The 15251-nt window shown below is 63.4% G+C and carries 13 protein-coding genes; 7 read left to right on the top strand and 6 right to left on the bottom strand.

Features of this window, described 5'->3' with window-relative positions; genetic code table 11:
- Positions 1–51: 51 nt before the first annotated feature.
- Positions 52–1683, bottom strand: coding sequence for an ABC transporter substrate-binding protein (locus Q4543_RS02160; RefSeq protein ID WP_303436117.1), 1632 nt, complete (start codon positions 1681–1683; stop codon positions 52–54).
- 267 nt (positions 1684–1950) lie between these two features.
- Between Q4543_RS02160 and Q4543_RS02155 the strand changes: the two genes are divergently transcribed.
- From Q4543_RS02155 to Q4543_RS02140, 4 genes are all read left to right on the top strand, one after another.
- Positions 1951–2598 (top strand): GntR family transcriptional regulator, encoded by a 648-nt coding sequence (locus Q4543_RS02155; RefSeq protein WP_303436116.1) that lies wholly within the window; start codon positions 1951–1953, stop codon positions 2596–2598.
- A gap of 35 nt (positions 2599–2633) precedes the next feature.
- A complete protein-coding gene (gene fahA / locus Q4543_RS02150) occupies positions 2634–3932 on the top strand; it encodes a fumarylacetoacetase (RefSeq protein ID WP_303436114.1) in 1299 nt (432 codons plus the stop codon).
- Between the two features lie 109 nt (positions 3933–4041).
- Positions 4042–5631, top strand: coding sequence for a gamma-glutamyltransferase family protein (locus tag Q4543_RS02145; RefSeq protein ID WP_303436113.1), 1590 nt, complete (start codon positions 4042–4044; stop codon positions 5629–5631).
- Between the two features lie 35 nt (positions 5632–5666).
- Positions 5667–6641, top strand: a complete 975-nt coding sequence (locus Q4543_RS02140) for a bile acid:sodium symporter family protein (protein ID WP_303436112.1) — start codon at positions 5667–5669, stop codon at positions 6639–6641.
- A 187-nt stretch (positions 6642–6828) separates the two neighbouring features.
- Here Q4543_RS02140 and Q4543_RS02135 read toward each other — a convergent pair whose 3' ends face one another.
- Entirely contained in the window at positions 6829–8739 is a 1911-nt protein-coding gene (locus tag Q4543_RS02135) for a calcium-binding protein (protein WP_303436111.1), read from the bottom strand.
- 194 nt (positions 8740–8933) lie between these two features.
- On the opposite strand from Q4543_RS02135, the gene Q4543_RS02130 reads away from it, so the two are divergent.
- The 3 genes from Q4543_RS02130 (at position 8934) to Q4543_RS02120 (ending at position 11883) form a co-directional block, all read left to right on the top strand.
- On the top strand, positions 8934–9440 hold the full coding sequence (locus tag Q4543_RS02130; protein ID WP_303436110.1) for a hypothetical protein: 507 nt from the start codon (positions 8934–8936) through the stop codon (positions 9438–9440).
- Between the two features lie 379 nt (positions 9441–9819).
- A complete protein-coding gene (locus Q4543_RS02125) occupies positions 9820–10113 on the top strand; it encodes a hypothetical protein (protein ID WP_303436109.1) in 294 nt (97 codons plus the stop codon).
- A gap of 759 nt (positions 10114–10872) precedes the next feature.
- Positions 10873–11883 carry a P1 family peptidase gene (locus Q4543_RS02120; RefSeq protein ID WP_303436108.1) on the top strand — a complete coding sequence of 337 codons (1011 nt, stop codon included), beginning with the start codon at positions 10873–10875 and terminating at the stop codon, positions 11881–11883.
- Here the strand turns inward: Q4543_RS02120 and Q4543_RS02115 are convergent.
- The 4 genes from Q4543_RS02115 to trxA all read right to left on the bottom strand — a co-directional run bounded on the left by Q4543_RS02115 (position 11865) and on the right by trxA (position 15214).
- Positions 11865–12542, bottom strand: coding sequence for a D-lyxose/D-mannose family sugar isomerase (locus Q4543_RS02115; RefSeq protein WP_303436107.1), 678 nt, complete (start codon positions 12540–12542; stop codon positions 11865–11867). The genes Q4543_RS02120 and Q4543_RS02115 overlap by 19 nt on opposite strands.
- Before the next feature lie 173 nt (positions 12543–12715).
- The gene (gene hslU / locus Q4543_RS02110) at positions 12716–14020 is read right to left on the bottom strand and encodes an ATP-dependent protease ATPase subunit HslU (protein ID WP_303436106.1); all 1305 of its coding nucleotides are present in this window, start codon (positions 14018–14020) and stop codon (positions 12716–12718) included.
- Between the two features lie 11 nt (positions 14021–14031).
- Entirely contained in the window at positions 14032–14589 is a 558-nt protein-coding gene (gene hslV, locus Q4543_RS02105; RefSeq protein WP_216002172.1) for an ATP-dependent protease subunit HslV, read from the bottom strand.
- Positions 14590–14893: 304 nt separating this feature from the next.
- A complete protein-coding gene (gene trxA, locus Q4543_RS02100) occupies positions 14894–15214 on the bottom strand; it encodes a thioredoxin (protein WP_216002173.1) in 321 nt (106 codons plus the stop codon).
- Positions 15215–15251: the final 37 nt, after the last annotated feature.

Below are 15251 nucleotides of genomic sequence, written 5' to 3'. Positions count from 1 at the left end.
GCTGGGTTGGGAAACGAGCGGCCCGCCGCCTCCGGCGGACCGCTGGCCGGATCAGTCTGCGGGGTAGTGCAGGCGGCCCTGATTGTCCCAGCCATAGCCGGCGTCTGCGAGGATCTTCCGCGCGGCTTCGATGTCGAAGGTCACCTCGGGCAGGCTGTCGTCATACCACGCCGAAAGCTGGTTCGGGATCGGCCCAGAGCCAGCCTTGTTGGCAAAGCCCAGATGCGCTTCGATGACCACGCGATCCTTGTTGGTCGACTGGCGCAGCGCCCGGCGGAACGCCAGATCGTTGAACGGCGCCTTTTCGTTGTTCACCCAGACCATCGTGGTGCCGTGCGAGTTCTCGTCGACGAAGCTCAGGTAATCGTTCTGACGGGACAGATCGTCCATGGCCGCCGTCGGCAGAATACCGGTCGCAAGATCAACCTGACCGCTAAGCAGCGCCGAGCGGATCGCATCTGCCTGACCCAAGGCCAGACGCCGCAGCCCGTCATATTCCGCTGCCGCCCAATGCGCCTTGTGGGTTTCCAGCTCGTGAACTTCGTTGCGGCGCCATTCCTTGAAGCTGAACGGACCGCTGCCGATCACGACGCCTTCTTCAACCACGTCACGGGCAAGGATGTCGCCGTCGTAGTCTTCCCACAGATGTTTCGGCAGGATAAACAGGAACGGCAGGCCGGTGGTGACAAAAGACGCATCGGGCGCCGTCAAATTGATGTCAAAGGTCAGCTCATCGATCATTTCGGCGGATTCAAGCGTGACGATCCGCGCGGCCATCGACGGCGGCTGCACATCGATCACCTTGTTGAGCGTGAACACGGCGTCATCGGCGGTGACGGGCTTGCCATCATGGAAGGTCATCCCGGCGCGCAGGTTGATGCGCAGGGTGGTGTCTTCGGTGAATTCCCAGGATTCGGCAGCCCAAGGCATCACGCTGCCATCGGAATCGATCTTGCCAAAGGTGTCATAGATGAACCGGACCCAGCCCACGGCGCCTTCTTCGGCCAGCGGGTTGTAGGTGTTGACGTCTTCGAAATAACCCCAGTCAAGGATGCGGTCATCGCCCAGCGGCTTCATGTTCAGCCACGGGTTGACCTGTGTTTCCGCCGGGTTGACGGGCGAAGGGCTTTGCACGTTGCCCCATTTTTCATTGTTCCACAGCATTCCGAACACGTTATGCGTGACAGGCCACCACGGCGTGCTTTCGAAATGCAGCTGTTGCAGCTCCTTCACGGCTTCTTCGCGCTTGGCCTGATCGACCATGCTGCGCTGTGCTTCGGCCAGTTCGGAATAGGCTTCATCACACCATTTCGAAGCGTTGCGCCGCTGCCCGCAGGCCGACTGGTCATAGGCCCAATAGGTCGGGTCGACCCGGTCAGGGTCAGATCCGACACTGACGAACGCCATGTCTTCAAGCCCGCCACCAACGTTGATGGTCGACACGAAGGTGCTGAACTGGATCGGCTCAAGGTTCAGCTCAAGCCCGAGCTTTTCCCATTCCGACGCCAGAACCCGGGAGGATTGCTCGTAGCGCGGGCCGAAATCGGCGGCGTAGTAGGAAAGCGACATGGGCGCGACCAGTTCGCCCAAGTCCTGTGCTGTGGCGCGCGTCCCGGCACCGGCGGCCAAGGCCACCGTTGCGGCAAGCACTGCCGTTCCCGTGTGAAGTCGAATCTTTGTCATTTTGTCACGCAGTCCCTGTCGTTGTTTTTGTCCGTGCGATCCTTTGATCGCGCTGGCGATGCCGGTCTGTTCGCCGTGGGCGATCGGAGTCGGCTGGTTCTGAAAGGAACGTTTGTTGATCGATCTGTCAACATTTTATCGATAGAATTATAATTTACATATTTAATGTTGACGAATGTATTTTCAGTTGGTTAATCGATAAGCTATCGACGGTCAGTGCAGGGCAGGGATTTTTTCATGGCGCAACAGGATTTAAACCCAGAAACTGTGACTCTGACCGAGCAAGCGGTCCAACGGCTTCATCACGATATCCTTTCGGGAAAGCTGCCTCCGGGGGTGAAGCTGGGCATCACCCATCTGGTCGATACCTACGAAATCGGTGCGACCCCAATCCGTGAAGCCCTGTCTCGTCTGGTATCCCAGAACCTGATCGTTGCCTCCGGGCGGCGCGGGTTCTTTGTGCGAGAGTTGAGCGAGGCGGATCTGATCGATATCACCAACACCCGGCTATTGATCGAATGCGAAGGCATTCGACTGTCGATGGAGTTGGGCGGTGATGACTGGGAAACGGACGTTCTTGCCCAGATGCACCGCCTGCGACTTTTCGTTGAACGGCACGGCAGCAGTTTTGGCGAACAGCACGAAGACCTCGACCGGCTGCACCGGCAGTTTCACGCATCACTTCTGGCGGGCTGCGGCTCGCCGCGCATCATTCAGCTGGCGGACAATCTGTACAGCCAGGCGTTCCGCTATCGCCGCATCCTGATGGGCACCTGGTCGGACCCGGATCACTACATCGCCAACCACAAGGAATTGGCCGATGCGGTGCTTGCCCGCGATCTGGAACACGCCACGACCCTGAACCGGACCCATCTCTTTTCGACCCTGCGCCGGGTCTATCAGAATGAAACCTAACCCACATCACATGCAGATCAGTCAAAGGAACGACGATGACGAGCCTCAATGAAACCCACGACCCTTCGCGCCGGTGCGTGGTTGACGCTGCCAATGACGCGCAGTGCGATTTCCCGATCCAGAACCTTCCGTTCGGTATCTTCAGCGTCGGCGGCGGGTCACCCTCTGCGGGGGTCGCGATCGGGGACCAGATCATCAATCTTGCGATTCTGCTGGAAAAGGGCGCGCTGACCGGCGACGCCGAGGTTGCGGCACAGGCGGCCTGCTCTGGCACCACCCTGAACGCGCTGATGGCGTTGGGCAACGCTCCGGCCTCGGCGCTTCGGGCGCGGCTGGTCAGCTTGCTCGATGCGGACAGCGCATCCGATTTCGACATCACCGAAGCGCTTGTTCCGATGAAGGACGCCGAGCTGCACCTTCCCGCAAGCGTTGGCGATTTCACCGACTTCCTGACCTCGCGGCATCACTTTTCGCGGATGCGTGACAACGCCCCGCTGGCGCTGAACTTCATGTCGCTGCCCATTGCCTATCACAGCCGCGCCAGCTCGATCCGGCTGGACGGCGACATCGTCCGCCCCCGCGTGCAGACCGTCGAAGATGATGTGGTGTCCTTTGCCCCGACCACGAAATGCGATTTCGAGCTGGAAGTGGGTGCCTATATCGGGCGTGAAAACCAGCTGGGCGCGCCCATCGCAGTGGATGATGCCGATTCGCACATCTTTGGCTTTTGCCTCGTCAACGACTGGTCGCTGCGCGACACCCAGCGGTTCGAAGGCGCGCCGCTTGGCCCGTTCCTGTCGAAAAGCTTTTCGACCACGATCTCGCCGTGGATCGTGACCGAAGAGGCGATGCGCCCGTTCCGTACTGCGATGGAACCGCGCCGCACAGGTGAACCGGCCCCGCTGCCGCATCTTGCATCCGAGGTCGCGCAAGACAGCGGTGCGCTGGACATCACGCTTGAAGCGACAATCCAGACCGCCGCCATGCGGGCCGACAACATCCCGGCGGAACGCATCACGCTGACCAATCTCAAGCATCTGTACTGGTCGTTTTCGCAGATGGTCACCCATCATACCAGCAACGGGTGCAACCTGCGGCCGGGGGATCTGCTGGCCAGCGGCACCGCGTCGGGGGCTGCTGATGATAGCTGCGCCTGCTTTGCCGAGATGACGGTGCGCGGTACCAAGCCCATCACGCTCAGCAACGGTGAAAGCCGCAGCTTCATGGAAGATGGCGACAGCCTGACCATCAGCGGCGTCGCCCTGCGCGAAGGTTGCGCGCGCGTTGGCTTCGGGTCCGCCACCGGCACTCTGGTCGCGAACACAGAAGTTTGACGGACATGCGGGGGCGGGCCAGTGGGCCCGCCCCTGATAGATTTGGTCGTGATGTTGCGCTGCGCGCCATATTGCGCGCCACCGCGACCCCGGTAGGAAAGGACCTCTGATGCACTTGCGCCATGATCCCGTTTACGCGTCGCGCCGCTCTGCGGTGTTGGCGGACAATGTTGTCGCCACGTCTCAGCCGTTGGCCACGCAGGCCGGGCTGACCATCTTGCGGCAGGGCGGCAACGCTGTCGATGCCGCCATCGCGACCGCCGCTGCGTTGACCATTGTCGAGCCCACGGGCAACGGGCTTGGCTCGGATGCGTTCTGCATCCTGTGGGACGGGGCGCAACTGCACGGGCTGAATGCGTCGGGTCGCGCGCCTGCCGCCTGGGGGCCTGAGCGGTTCCCAGACGGTATGCCCCGGATCGGGGTCGACAGCGTTACGGTGCCCGGCGCCGTCAGTGCTTGGGTCGCGCTGTCTGAGCGGTTCGGCACGCTTGACCTTGCCACCGTCCTGGCGCCCGCGATCGGCTATGCCGAAGACGGGTTCATCGTATCGCCGGTTATTGCAAAGCTCTGGGAAAACGGCGCGAAGACGCTGGGAGACCAGCCGGGCTTTGCCGAAACCTTCCTGCCGGGGGGCCGTGCTCCGAAAGCCGGCGAGCGGTTCCGCAACCCCGGCGCCGCCCGGACTTTGCGCGCCATCGCCGACACTGGCGGCAAGGCGTTCTACGAGGGCGAGATTGCCGACGAGATCATTGCCTTTTTGCAGGCCAACGGCAGCGTGATGAGCCGCGAAGACCTTGCGGCGCATCGCCCCGACTGGTGTGGCACCGTCAGTCAGGCCTTTGGCGATGCCGAGCTGCATGAAATCCCGCCCAACGGGCAGGGCATTGCCGCGCTCATGGCGCTTGGCATTCTGGAACACACCCCAATCCGCGATCACGGTCCTGACGATCTGGCGGCGATCCACTTGCAGATCGAGGCGATCAAGCTGGCCTACCGCGACCTGCACGCCTTTGTCGCGGATCGCGATCACATGAGCGATGTGGATGAAACCGCGCTGCTGGCACCCGAGTATCTGAAGGCCCGCGCCGCGCTGATCGATCCCGGCAAGGCGGTGGATCACGGCGTTGGCGCCCCGAAGCGCGGGGGCACCGTGTTGCTGAACACCGCCGATGCTTCGGGGATGATGGTCAGTTTCATCCAGTCGAATTACGCTGGCTTCGGGTCCGGGGTCGTTGTGCCGGGGGTGGGCGTTTCGTTGCAGAACCGGGGCGCGGGTTTCACCACGACGCCCGGCCATCCCAATTGTGTCGCCGGGGGCAAACGCCCCTTTCACACCATCATTCCCGGCTTTGCGATGCAACAAGGCGCGCCCCTGATGGCCTTTGGCATGATGGGCGGCCCGATTCAGGCGCAGGGCCACGTGCAGCTGTTCCTGCGTACCCAGCTGTGGGATCAGGACGTGCAGAGTGCCGCCGACGCGCCGCGCTGGCGCATGTTGGACGGGTTGAACGTCGCCTGCGAACCCACTTTGTCGCCCGAGGTGGTGGACGGACTGCGCGCGCTGGGGCATGAGATCATCATCGAATCCCCCGACAACGCCTTTGGCTTTGGTGGCGCGCAGTTGGTGCATCGCTTGCCCGGCGGCGGATATGCTGCCGGATCAGACCCACGCAAGGATGGTCAGGCCGCAGGCTTCTGAACCCGGCGACACGACCCCACAAGGAACCGACGACAATGAGCTTTCTCAAACGCCTTGGCATCGACACCTACATGCTGCTCTTGCTGGGGACGGTGGCGCTCGCGCTGCTTGCCCCGGCGCAGGGCCTTACGGCGACGATCCTGGGGCATGTCACCTATTGGGCGGTCGCGCTGCTGTTCTTTCTGTATGGCGCCAAGCTGGATTCCGGTGCGGTCAGGGCGGGGCTGACCAACTGGAAACTACAGGGCATGACCCTCGCTGCCACCTACCTGATGTTTCCGCTCGTGGGGCTGGCACTGTCGTTTGTTGCAGGCCCGCTGTTGGGGGCAACGGTGACGCTGGGCCTGATGTTTCTTGCGGTGCTGCCATCGACGGTGCAAAGCTCGATCGCCTTCACGTCGATGTCCGGGGGCAACGTGCCGGCGGCGATCTGCGCGGCATCGGTGTCGAACCTTGTGGGCGTGGTGCTGACGCCGCTGCTGGTGGCAACGCTGCTGCACACCGGCGACGGAGGCATCCGGCTGGATGCGGTCATCAAGATCGCGACACAGATCCTGCTGCCCTTCGTGGTCGGGCAACTGGCGCGTCCGTGGGTCGGTCATCATGTGCGCAAGCACAAGATGCTGACGCTGATCGTCGACCGGGGGGCGATCTTGCTGATCGTGTTTTCGGCGTTCAGCGCGGGCACGGTATCGGGGCTGTGGGCGTCCTTGCCGGTGATGTCGCTGATTGTTCTCGCAATCATCGTGCTGGGGTTTCTGGCCATCACCATGTCGCTGATGGTCTGGGCGGGGCGGGCGGCGGGCCTGCCCGCCGCTGATCGCGCGGCATTGTTTTATTGCGGGTCGACCAAAAGCCTTGCATCCGGGTTGCCCATTGCGACGGCGCTGTTTGCGCCCGAAAATCTGGCCGCGATCGTTCTCCCGCTGATGATCTACCACATGTCACAACTGCTGGTCTGCGCCTTCCTGTCGCAAAAAGCCGCCGCGCGACTGGCAACTGCGGGATAGCGCAGGGCGGCCAGCTCGTTATCTCGTAGACGGGGCAGCCCATGCACCACAGCCACCACGCTGGAGTCGCGAGAGGGCTGTCTTCCGGCTTTTGCCAAAAAAGCCAACCATCTGCGCCACCTCTGGTTCGATAAAAGCGCAGTCGCCCGAAGGGGCAGCGCATGGTGCACCGCCCCGGAGCCGATGATCAGACCAGAACCACGTCTGTTTCGAGGGCCGCGCTGTCCTCGATGCCCCAGAACAGGATGCGGTCACTCCCCGAAAATTCGAACCCGACGCTGGTGACCATGCCGCCCAGTCCATCGTCCGACGCGATAAGAAAAACGCTCCGGCTGGTCCAGTCATCCGAGGTGACGACAAAGCTGTCGATCCCGAGTTGATAATCGTCGATCTCGTCGGACCCGGTGGCCGACGAGAAATCGAAGACATCGGCACCGGCGCCCCCAACAAGAGTATCGTCGCCGCCTCCGGCGTAAAACGTGTCGTTGCCATTGCCGCCGACCGCATAATCGTTGCCGAAGGCGACTTGCGCGTTGTCGAACCAGATATCGTTGCCGCTACCGCCGAAAGACCTGTCGGCGCCGTTGCCGCCAGCGATGGTATCGTTGCCATCGCCGCCCAGCATGGTGTCGTTCTGGTTGCCGCCGAACAGCCGGTCGTTGCCGAGCCGCCCATAGATCAGATCCGCGCCGTCTTGCCCGAAGAAGACGTCGTTGCCGGCGCCTCCGCCAATCGTGTCGTTGCCGGCGTTGGCATAAACCGTATCGCTGCCGATGGCGCCGCCCTGACCATTGTCGGCGAACAGATCATCTCCGCCGCCCATAAACACAAGGTCACGCCCGTCGCCTGCGATCACCGTGTCGTCTCCGGCTCCGCCGCGCAGCGTATCGAAGCCTTCGTTCCCGCGCAGCACGTCGTCTCCGATACCGCCGGACACCACGTCATTGCCACGCTGGCCGCGCAGGTCGTCATTGCCGCCCCCCCCAAGCAGCGTGTCGTTGCCACCGTTGCCGAAGACCGTGTCGTCGCCAAAGCTGATCTGGCCATTGTCGATGAACAGATCGGCGCCGTTGCCTAGCATCACGAGGTCTTCGCCATTGCCGCCGAACACCGTGTCGTTGCCTGCGCCAGCCATGATTTCGTCGCCTTGGTCGCCGCCGAACAAGGCGTCACCCGCTGTGCTGCCAAGGATCGTGTCGGCCCCGCCAAAGCCCAGCACCACCGCTGCGCCGCCGGTGGGATCGGTTTCGAACAGGGTATCCTGCTCCAGGCCGACAATCGGCAGGTCGGCAAGAAACTGGTCGAACACCATGCCATCGACCAGCAACTCGCCGGGGCCGGTAGACAGATCTCCGGTGGCCGAGGCCAGCATGACGCCGTCGCGAAGCAGCGCCGCACCGGTGATGCCGATGTCCGACAGGTCTTCGCTGTAGAACGCAAGCAGGGCGAGGCTGTCGAGATTCGACAGGTCCGGCCCGTCGACCGCCAGCGTATAGCCCGCAAGGGTGATGGCGATGCCATCTTCTGACATGTCGATCTGTGCCAGTTCGACACCGGCTTCGCTCAGCGCGAGGCGGCTGACCGAATAGGTGCTCAGCAAGGCCTGGGCCGCCAGCACTGCGTCGCTCGAGACGGGCTGGCCTTGCGCATCCGCCAACAGAAGGTCGATCGCCAGAACCACGTCTTCGGCGGCGGCGAAGGTCAGTGGCAGCGCCGCGTCAATGGCCAGAACAACATCGCCGGTGGTGATCACCGCACCATCACCATCAACCTCGATCGCCAGAATCTCGGTGCCTGCGAGTGAGATCCGCAGCGAATCGTAGCTGCCGTCCGCGGTGCCGGTCTCGATGGCGTTCAGCAGGGCGGCGGCGGAATCGACCGGACCGATGCCAGCGCCGGTCAGCGTCATGGCATATGGGCCATAGGTGCCCACGAGGCGTGTGGAGCTGATGGTTGTCAGAACAAGATCTGCTTCAAGATCAATGAGATCGAACAGCGCGTCCTCATGCTCGAGAGACACTGCGGCGATCGCGCTCAGGTCGATTCCGGATGATAGTTCAAGCAGCGCGTCAAGCGACGTGGTAATCGTATAGGCCATGGCTCCATTCCCTCGGTAGGACCGTTAAAATCGTTCTGCTCGCAGGCAGTTGCACTGAAAAATCGAGGTCGATGTCTTATTTCAAAGCCGTAATAGGATTGTTCAGCGTATTTGTGGCATGTCCTTCGCTCGCAGGCCAGCCAGAGATACAGGTAATTCTGTCGAATGGTCAGGCTGCCTTTGCCGAGGTGGCCATGCAGCGTCTGACCAAGGGGTTCCTTGGCACGGGCGATATCAGCGGGCTTGATCTGACGCTTGGCAGCCTGTCGCTTGCGGTGCCGCGCGGGTGGGAGCTTGGGGTGGAAACGACGCTGCCGGTCTGGTCTGGCGCGGGATATCTGCGCAGCGGCGCGGCGCTGGGTGCGCAGAAATACCGCCTGCCGGATGGCGTGGGTATCTTTGTTGATCCGGGAAAGCTGACGCTGCGCCAACTGTCGGCTTGGGCCGAGCTGGGTCATCGCCATGAGCTGTGGCGCGGCGGCGCGGTCGCGGAAGGATCGGTCGGGCTGCTCGCCAGCCACATGCGGGCGCGCTACCGCTCGGCGCTGATCGCGCGCACCGAAGTGATTCCCGATGTCACCGCCTATGTCGGCGCCGGGATCGAGCTGCCCTTGACGGCCGATCTGGGGCTGGGGCTGCACGCCACCCGTTACGGCACGGGGATCACCGACATTCGCTTCGGCGTCTTGGCGCGATACTGACGCCGCGCGATGGCGCATAGGAGTGGTTTATCAAGGCGCCTCCTCCCGGAGTTGGCCCGGCTCTGCCGCTGGCCGAGGATGGAGCCCGCAATGACCCTGCTCTGGCTGAAATTGACGGGAAGCGCCATACTGTTGCTCTGCGCCAAAGCGCCGAACGTCTTCGATAGGCCGGGCGGGATCCTGTTCCTGCAATAGGCCGTGGTTTCGCGGAAAACCGGCACCGAGGTGCTGATGCGGCACGTGGGGGTGGGCACCTGCGCGTCCAATGGCGCCGTGACCGTGGCGGGCGGGCGCGATGCCTTTGGTCGGCCGAAATCCTGCGCAAACCACCTTGTGCATCATGGCTGTTCCATGAATGAATGCCCTGAATTCAAGGCGGGTGCCCGAGCTATGCGAAATCGGCGGCAAGATGGATCAGCTCTGCTGCGTTGGCACTCAGACGGCGGGCGATTGCGCTACGCGGCCATGGACCGGCAACCAGCCCTGCGCCTCTCCGGACATCGAAGAGCCGGGCCATGCCTTTTCCCAAACGCCCACCATCACGGGCATCCTGCCGGGGCTGCCGTCGGACCTGCGCAAGGCGCTGTCCAATGCGATGCCGCAGAGGCGCAACGACGGCAACGCCCCTGCCGACGAGCTGCGCATGGCGCGCCGCGTCGCGGGGCGCAACTGATCCGGCAATGGCTGGTCGGCCGGTTCGCCCACGCCGCTCTCGATTTCGGGATGCGGCTTGCGATCGAGGACGGCGTCTTGCGCGCCGCTTTTGCAAGTTCTCCGACGTTTCGCGGGGCTGAGAGGCTGCGTCAGGTCAGGGGCCAAGGCGATGCGCTGACCCTGACCCTGACCCTGACGCGGCGGATCCGCGGCATTTGGCCGATCCGCCAGAGCAAGGCCGCGGCGCTTGGAGCGCGGAATCTTGCGGCGGCGATGTTGCAAGGGATCGAGTACCCCTGCGATCATCTTATCCATTTCACGCTGTTCTTCAGGCCCGATTTCGCCCGCCCGGTGTCTGCTGGCAAGGCCTGTATTGGCCCTCCCCAGGGGCCCAGTGCCGCCATTGATGGCGCAGCCTTGCGATACGTTTTCGAGACGTGGGTGCAGCTGCCACAGATCATCGGGCTGCTGAAAAATAGGTGGCCGCACATCTTGGCGATCCGGCTTTCCGGGAACCTGCGCGCCCGATGCGCGCGATTGCATCCGCATCCATCCCCTGCTGGCCCTCACCCAAGGCGTCGTCGAGCGCTCCGACCGTGCGGCGCTTCTCCGCTGGCGACGAGGAGGATTGCACTGTCAGTCCCATCGAACTGCAACAGCTGCCCGAAAATCTCAGCCATGCGGGGATGTTGGGCATTCTCCGCATGGGATCACCCTGCCAAACCGCACCGGCAAGTGGTGCGAAGCTTTGATCCATGCCGTGCAACAAGGAAGTTTCATGCAACCTGGTGCTCTCAATCTGATCAGTGATGTCGCGGGTCTGCGCGTCGGCAACGCCGAGGACGCGGCGCTGAAATCTGGCGTCAGCGTGGTCACGGCGGATGCGCCCTTTGTCGCCTCGGTGGCGGTGATGGGCGGCGCGCCAGGCACGCGCGAGACCGACCTGCTCGCCCCGGACAAAAGCGCACCCGGCGTCGATGCGCTGGTGCTGTCGGGGGGCAGCGCCTTTGGACTGGCCGCCGCTCAGGGCGTGATGGATGCGCTGCACAGGGCTGGGCGCGGGTTTCAGATCCTGTCGGCCCGCGTGCCGATCGTGCCTGCGGCGATCCTGTTCGACCTGCTCAACGGCGGCGACAAGGCATGGGGCGAAAACCCCTACCCGGCGCTTGGCCGCGCGGCGCTGGCGGCGGCGGGGCCACGCTTCGAACTCGGCAGCGTCGGAGCGGGCTGCGGCGCGCAGACCGCGATGCACAAGGGCGGGCTGGGCTCGGCCAGTCTCGTGCTGGAAGACGGTATCACCGTTGGTGCGCTGGTGGCCGTGAACCCAATGGGCAGCGTCACCACGCCCTCGGGCCGGCATTTCTGGGCGGCGCCCTTCGAGATCGACGGCGAATTCGGCGGGCTTGGCATCGACCCGGTGCCGGACATCATCCTGCCGGAGTCGCGCAAGGCAAGCGCCATGGCAGGGCTGGGCAACACCACCATCGCGGTGGTGGCCACCGATGCGGATCTGGACAAGGCGCAATGCCACCGGCTGGCGGTCGCAGCCCATGACGGCATCGGGCGCGCCATCCTGCCAGCGCATTCGCCGATGGACGGAGACCTCGTGTTCTCCGCCGCTACCGGGCGCAAAGCGCTGGTCGCGCCGGGGATGCAGCTTGCCGCAATTGGCCACGCGGCAAGCCTGTGCCTGTCGCGCGCCATCGCCCGCGCCGTGTGGGAAGCGACGCCTGCGCCGAAAGACACGCTCCCGACGCTGCGCGCCGAGCTTCAGAGCCGGTCGTCGTAATCCGATACCAGAAGGTGCAGCGGCGCTTCATCCTCGTCGATGGTCGAGAACCGCCCGATGTCCATCTCGAAGATATTGTCGGAAGTGTCGTCGTTGACCGTGGAGACTTCGCCGATCAGCACGTCGCCGCCCTCGCCCCAGAAGGCGTGCCACGTGTGCGGGTACAGCGTTACCGACTCGCCCGGATCAAGCTTCAGATGGCCGCCCGCCGGCAGAACCCGATCAATGCCATCACAGGTCAGTCGCACATCGCCCTTGCGGTCGACGGACCCGTCCTCGAGCCGGTTGTGCACCTCGATCACCAACGTGCCGCCGCCGCGATTGATGATGTCCTCGACCTTGAGCAGGTGGTGGTGGTTCGGGCTGAGCTGATCCTGCTTCGAGATCATGATCTTCTCGGCATAAAGCATGGCGCTGCGCTGCCCGAGATCTTCGGATAGCCCATTGCGGGTGGTAAACAGGAACAGACCCATCTTGTCGTAATCACCCGCGCCGTAATCGGTGATGTCCCAACCCATGCGCCGCGCCTTGATCTGTGCGTGATCTGCGGATTTGAGGTCGTCCGGCGACCAGTAGGCAAAGGGCGGCAGACTATAGCCGAAAGACCGGATGAAGGCATCGCCTTCCCGGATAATTTCATTGATGCGGGAACGTTTCATGGTGATCCTCCTGTAATCCGGCGCAACCCTACTCCGGCGATGTGCCCGGTGACAGGGGAGGGCTGCCTCCGGCGGGGATATTTATGGCCAGAAGAAGCCACGGGCACCCCTCCTTTCTTCTGGCCTCAAATATCCCGGGGAGCGCGAGGGGCTGGCCCCTCGCTGGAGCAGCGTCAGAGCACGTAGCGGCTCAGGTCTGCGGACCGGGTCAGTTCGCCAAGATACTTCTCGACGAACGCTGCGTCCACCGTCACGACATCGCCGGCGCGGTCGGGCGCGGTAAAGGACAGCTCCTCGAACACCCGCTCCATCACCGTATAGAGGCGCCGCGCACCGATGTTCTCGACGCTCTCGTTCACCGATTGGGCGATGCGGGCCAGCGCTTGAATGCCGTCGTCGGTGAAGCTCACCGTCACTTCTTCGGTGGCCATCAACGCGGTATACTGACGGGTCAGCGCGTTGTCGGTCTCGGTCAGGATGCGGACGAAATCACCTTCGGTCAGCGGGCGCAGGTTCACCCGGATTGGCAGGCGGCCCTGCAGTTCCGGTAGCAGATCCGACGGTTTGGCGATGTGAAACGCGCCTGAGGCGATGAATAGAATATGATCGGTCTTCACGGGGCCGTGCTTGGTGCTGACCGTCGTGCCCTCGATCAGCGGCAGCAGATCGCGCTGCACGCCTTCGCGCGAGACGTCTCCGCCACGGGTCTCCTGCCGCGCCGCCACCTTGTCGATCTCGTCAAGAAAAACGATGCCGTTCTGCTCGACAGCCTCGACGGCGGCCTTCTTGACCACCTCGTCATCCAGCAGCTTGTCGGCTTCTTCCTGAATCAGAAGCTCATAGCTCTCCGCAACCCGCAGCGTCTTGCGGGTCTTGCGCGCGCCAAAGGCCTTCCCGAAGATATCGCCGAGGTTCATCATCCCCATCTGGCCGGGCTGGCCGGGGATCTCCATCCCTCCAAACGGGCTGGCGGTTTCGGCGACGTCAAGCTCGATCTCGGTGTCATCAAGCTCGCCATTGCGAAGTTTCTTGCGGAACATCTCGCGGGTGCCCTCGCGCGCATCGCTCCCGGCGATGGCCTCAATCACGCGATCTTCGGCAGCCTTGTGCGCGGCAGCCTTCACATCCTCGCGCATGTACTCGCGGGTCAGGGCGATGGCGCTGTCCGTCAGATCGCGAATGATCTGTTCCACGTCACGGCCGACATAGCCGACTTCGGTGAACTTGGTCGCCTCGATCTTGATGAACGGCGCGCGCGCCAGCTTGGCGAGGCGGCGCGAGATCTCGGTCTTGCCGACGCCGGTCGGGCCGATCATCAGGATGTTCTTGGGATACACCTCATCGCGCAGATCCGCAGACAACTGCTTGCGCCGCCAACGGTTGCGCAGGGCAACGGCCACGGCGCGCTTGGCATCCTTCTGGCCGATGATGAAACGGTCAAGCTCCGAGACGATCTCGCGGGGGGTCAGGTCTGTCATGGTGTGTCCTCTCAGCCAGAGATCGTTTCGACGGTCAGCTTGCCGTTGGTGTAGACGCAAATATCGGCGGCAATTGCCATGGCGGCGCGTGCCACCTCTTCGGCAGACTTGTCGCTGTCCATCATCGCCCGCGCCGCCGCCAGCGCGTAATTACCGCCCGATCCGATGGCCGCAACATCATGTTCCGGCTCCAGAACGTCACCGGCACCGGTGATCACATACAGATCCGCACCATCGGTGACGATCAGCATCGCTTCGAGCTTCGACAAGTACTTGTCCGTCCGCCAGTCCTTGGCCAGCTCGACACAGGCGCGCTGCAACTGGCCGGGGGTCTTTTCCAGCTTGCCTTCAAGCCGCTCCAGCAGGGTGAACGCATCCGCCGTCGACCCGGCAAATCCGCAGACCACATCCGAGCCGCCCGGAGACAGCCGCCGCACCTTGCGCGCGGTGCCCTTGATCACGGTCTGGCCAAGCGAGACCTGCCCGTCGCCTGCAACCACCACCTGGCCGCCCTTGCGCACGCCGATGATCGTGGTGCCATGCCAGCCGGGGAATTCCTGATCGGCCATTGTCGTCTCCTCAAGTCGTGTCCGGGGCCATATGGGGGCCCGGCGCCGCCCACGCAAGGCAACGCGACCCCACAGCGACATAGGGCAGCAGGGCACAGATTGAAATGCGCGCACGCCCGGCTTTGAAGATTTAGAGACCCAGCACAAGACAGGCGCCGCGCCCGCCCTTCATCTTGCCCGATAAACTCCGGGGGGAGCCGCAGGCGGGGGGCTGGCCCCCCTCCGTCCTCTCCTCCAGCGCTGCACATAATAAAGGCGCGCCTGTCGCAGGGCGCGCCTTTTGTGGCCTCAAAGGCGTTGCAGCTCAGATCGCGTCCTTGATCCAGCTTTCCAGCGAGGCCTTGGGCGCTGCGCCGGTGCGGTTCGAGATCACTTCGCCATCCTTGAACAGGAACAGCGCCGGGATGCCGCGCACACCCAGCTGGGCGGCCATGACCTGATCCTTGTCGACGTCGATCTTGGCAACCTTGATCTTGCCCTCATACTGCACCGACAGCTCTTCGAGCGCCGGGCCGATCTGCTTGCAAGGGCCGCACCATTCGGCCCAGAAATCGACCACGACAGGAATGTCGGAGCCCTTAACTTCTTCGTCGAACGTTGCGTCGGTGACGGGAACGGTGGCCATGGAGACTCTCCTTGCGGGTTCTGGCAGCTGAAACTTG

The sequence above is a fragment of the Salipiger sp. 1_MG-2023 genome (assembly GCF_030547555.1).
In the GTDB taxonomy this organism is placed as follows: domain Bacteria; phylum Pseudomonadota; class Alphaproteobacteria; order Rhodobacterales; family Rhodobacteraceae; genus Salipiger.
The sequence above is the reverse complement of the archived record's forward strand: the minus strand, read 5'-3'. Positions and strand labels throughout refer to the sequence as shown.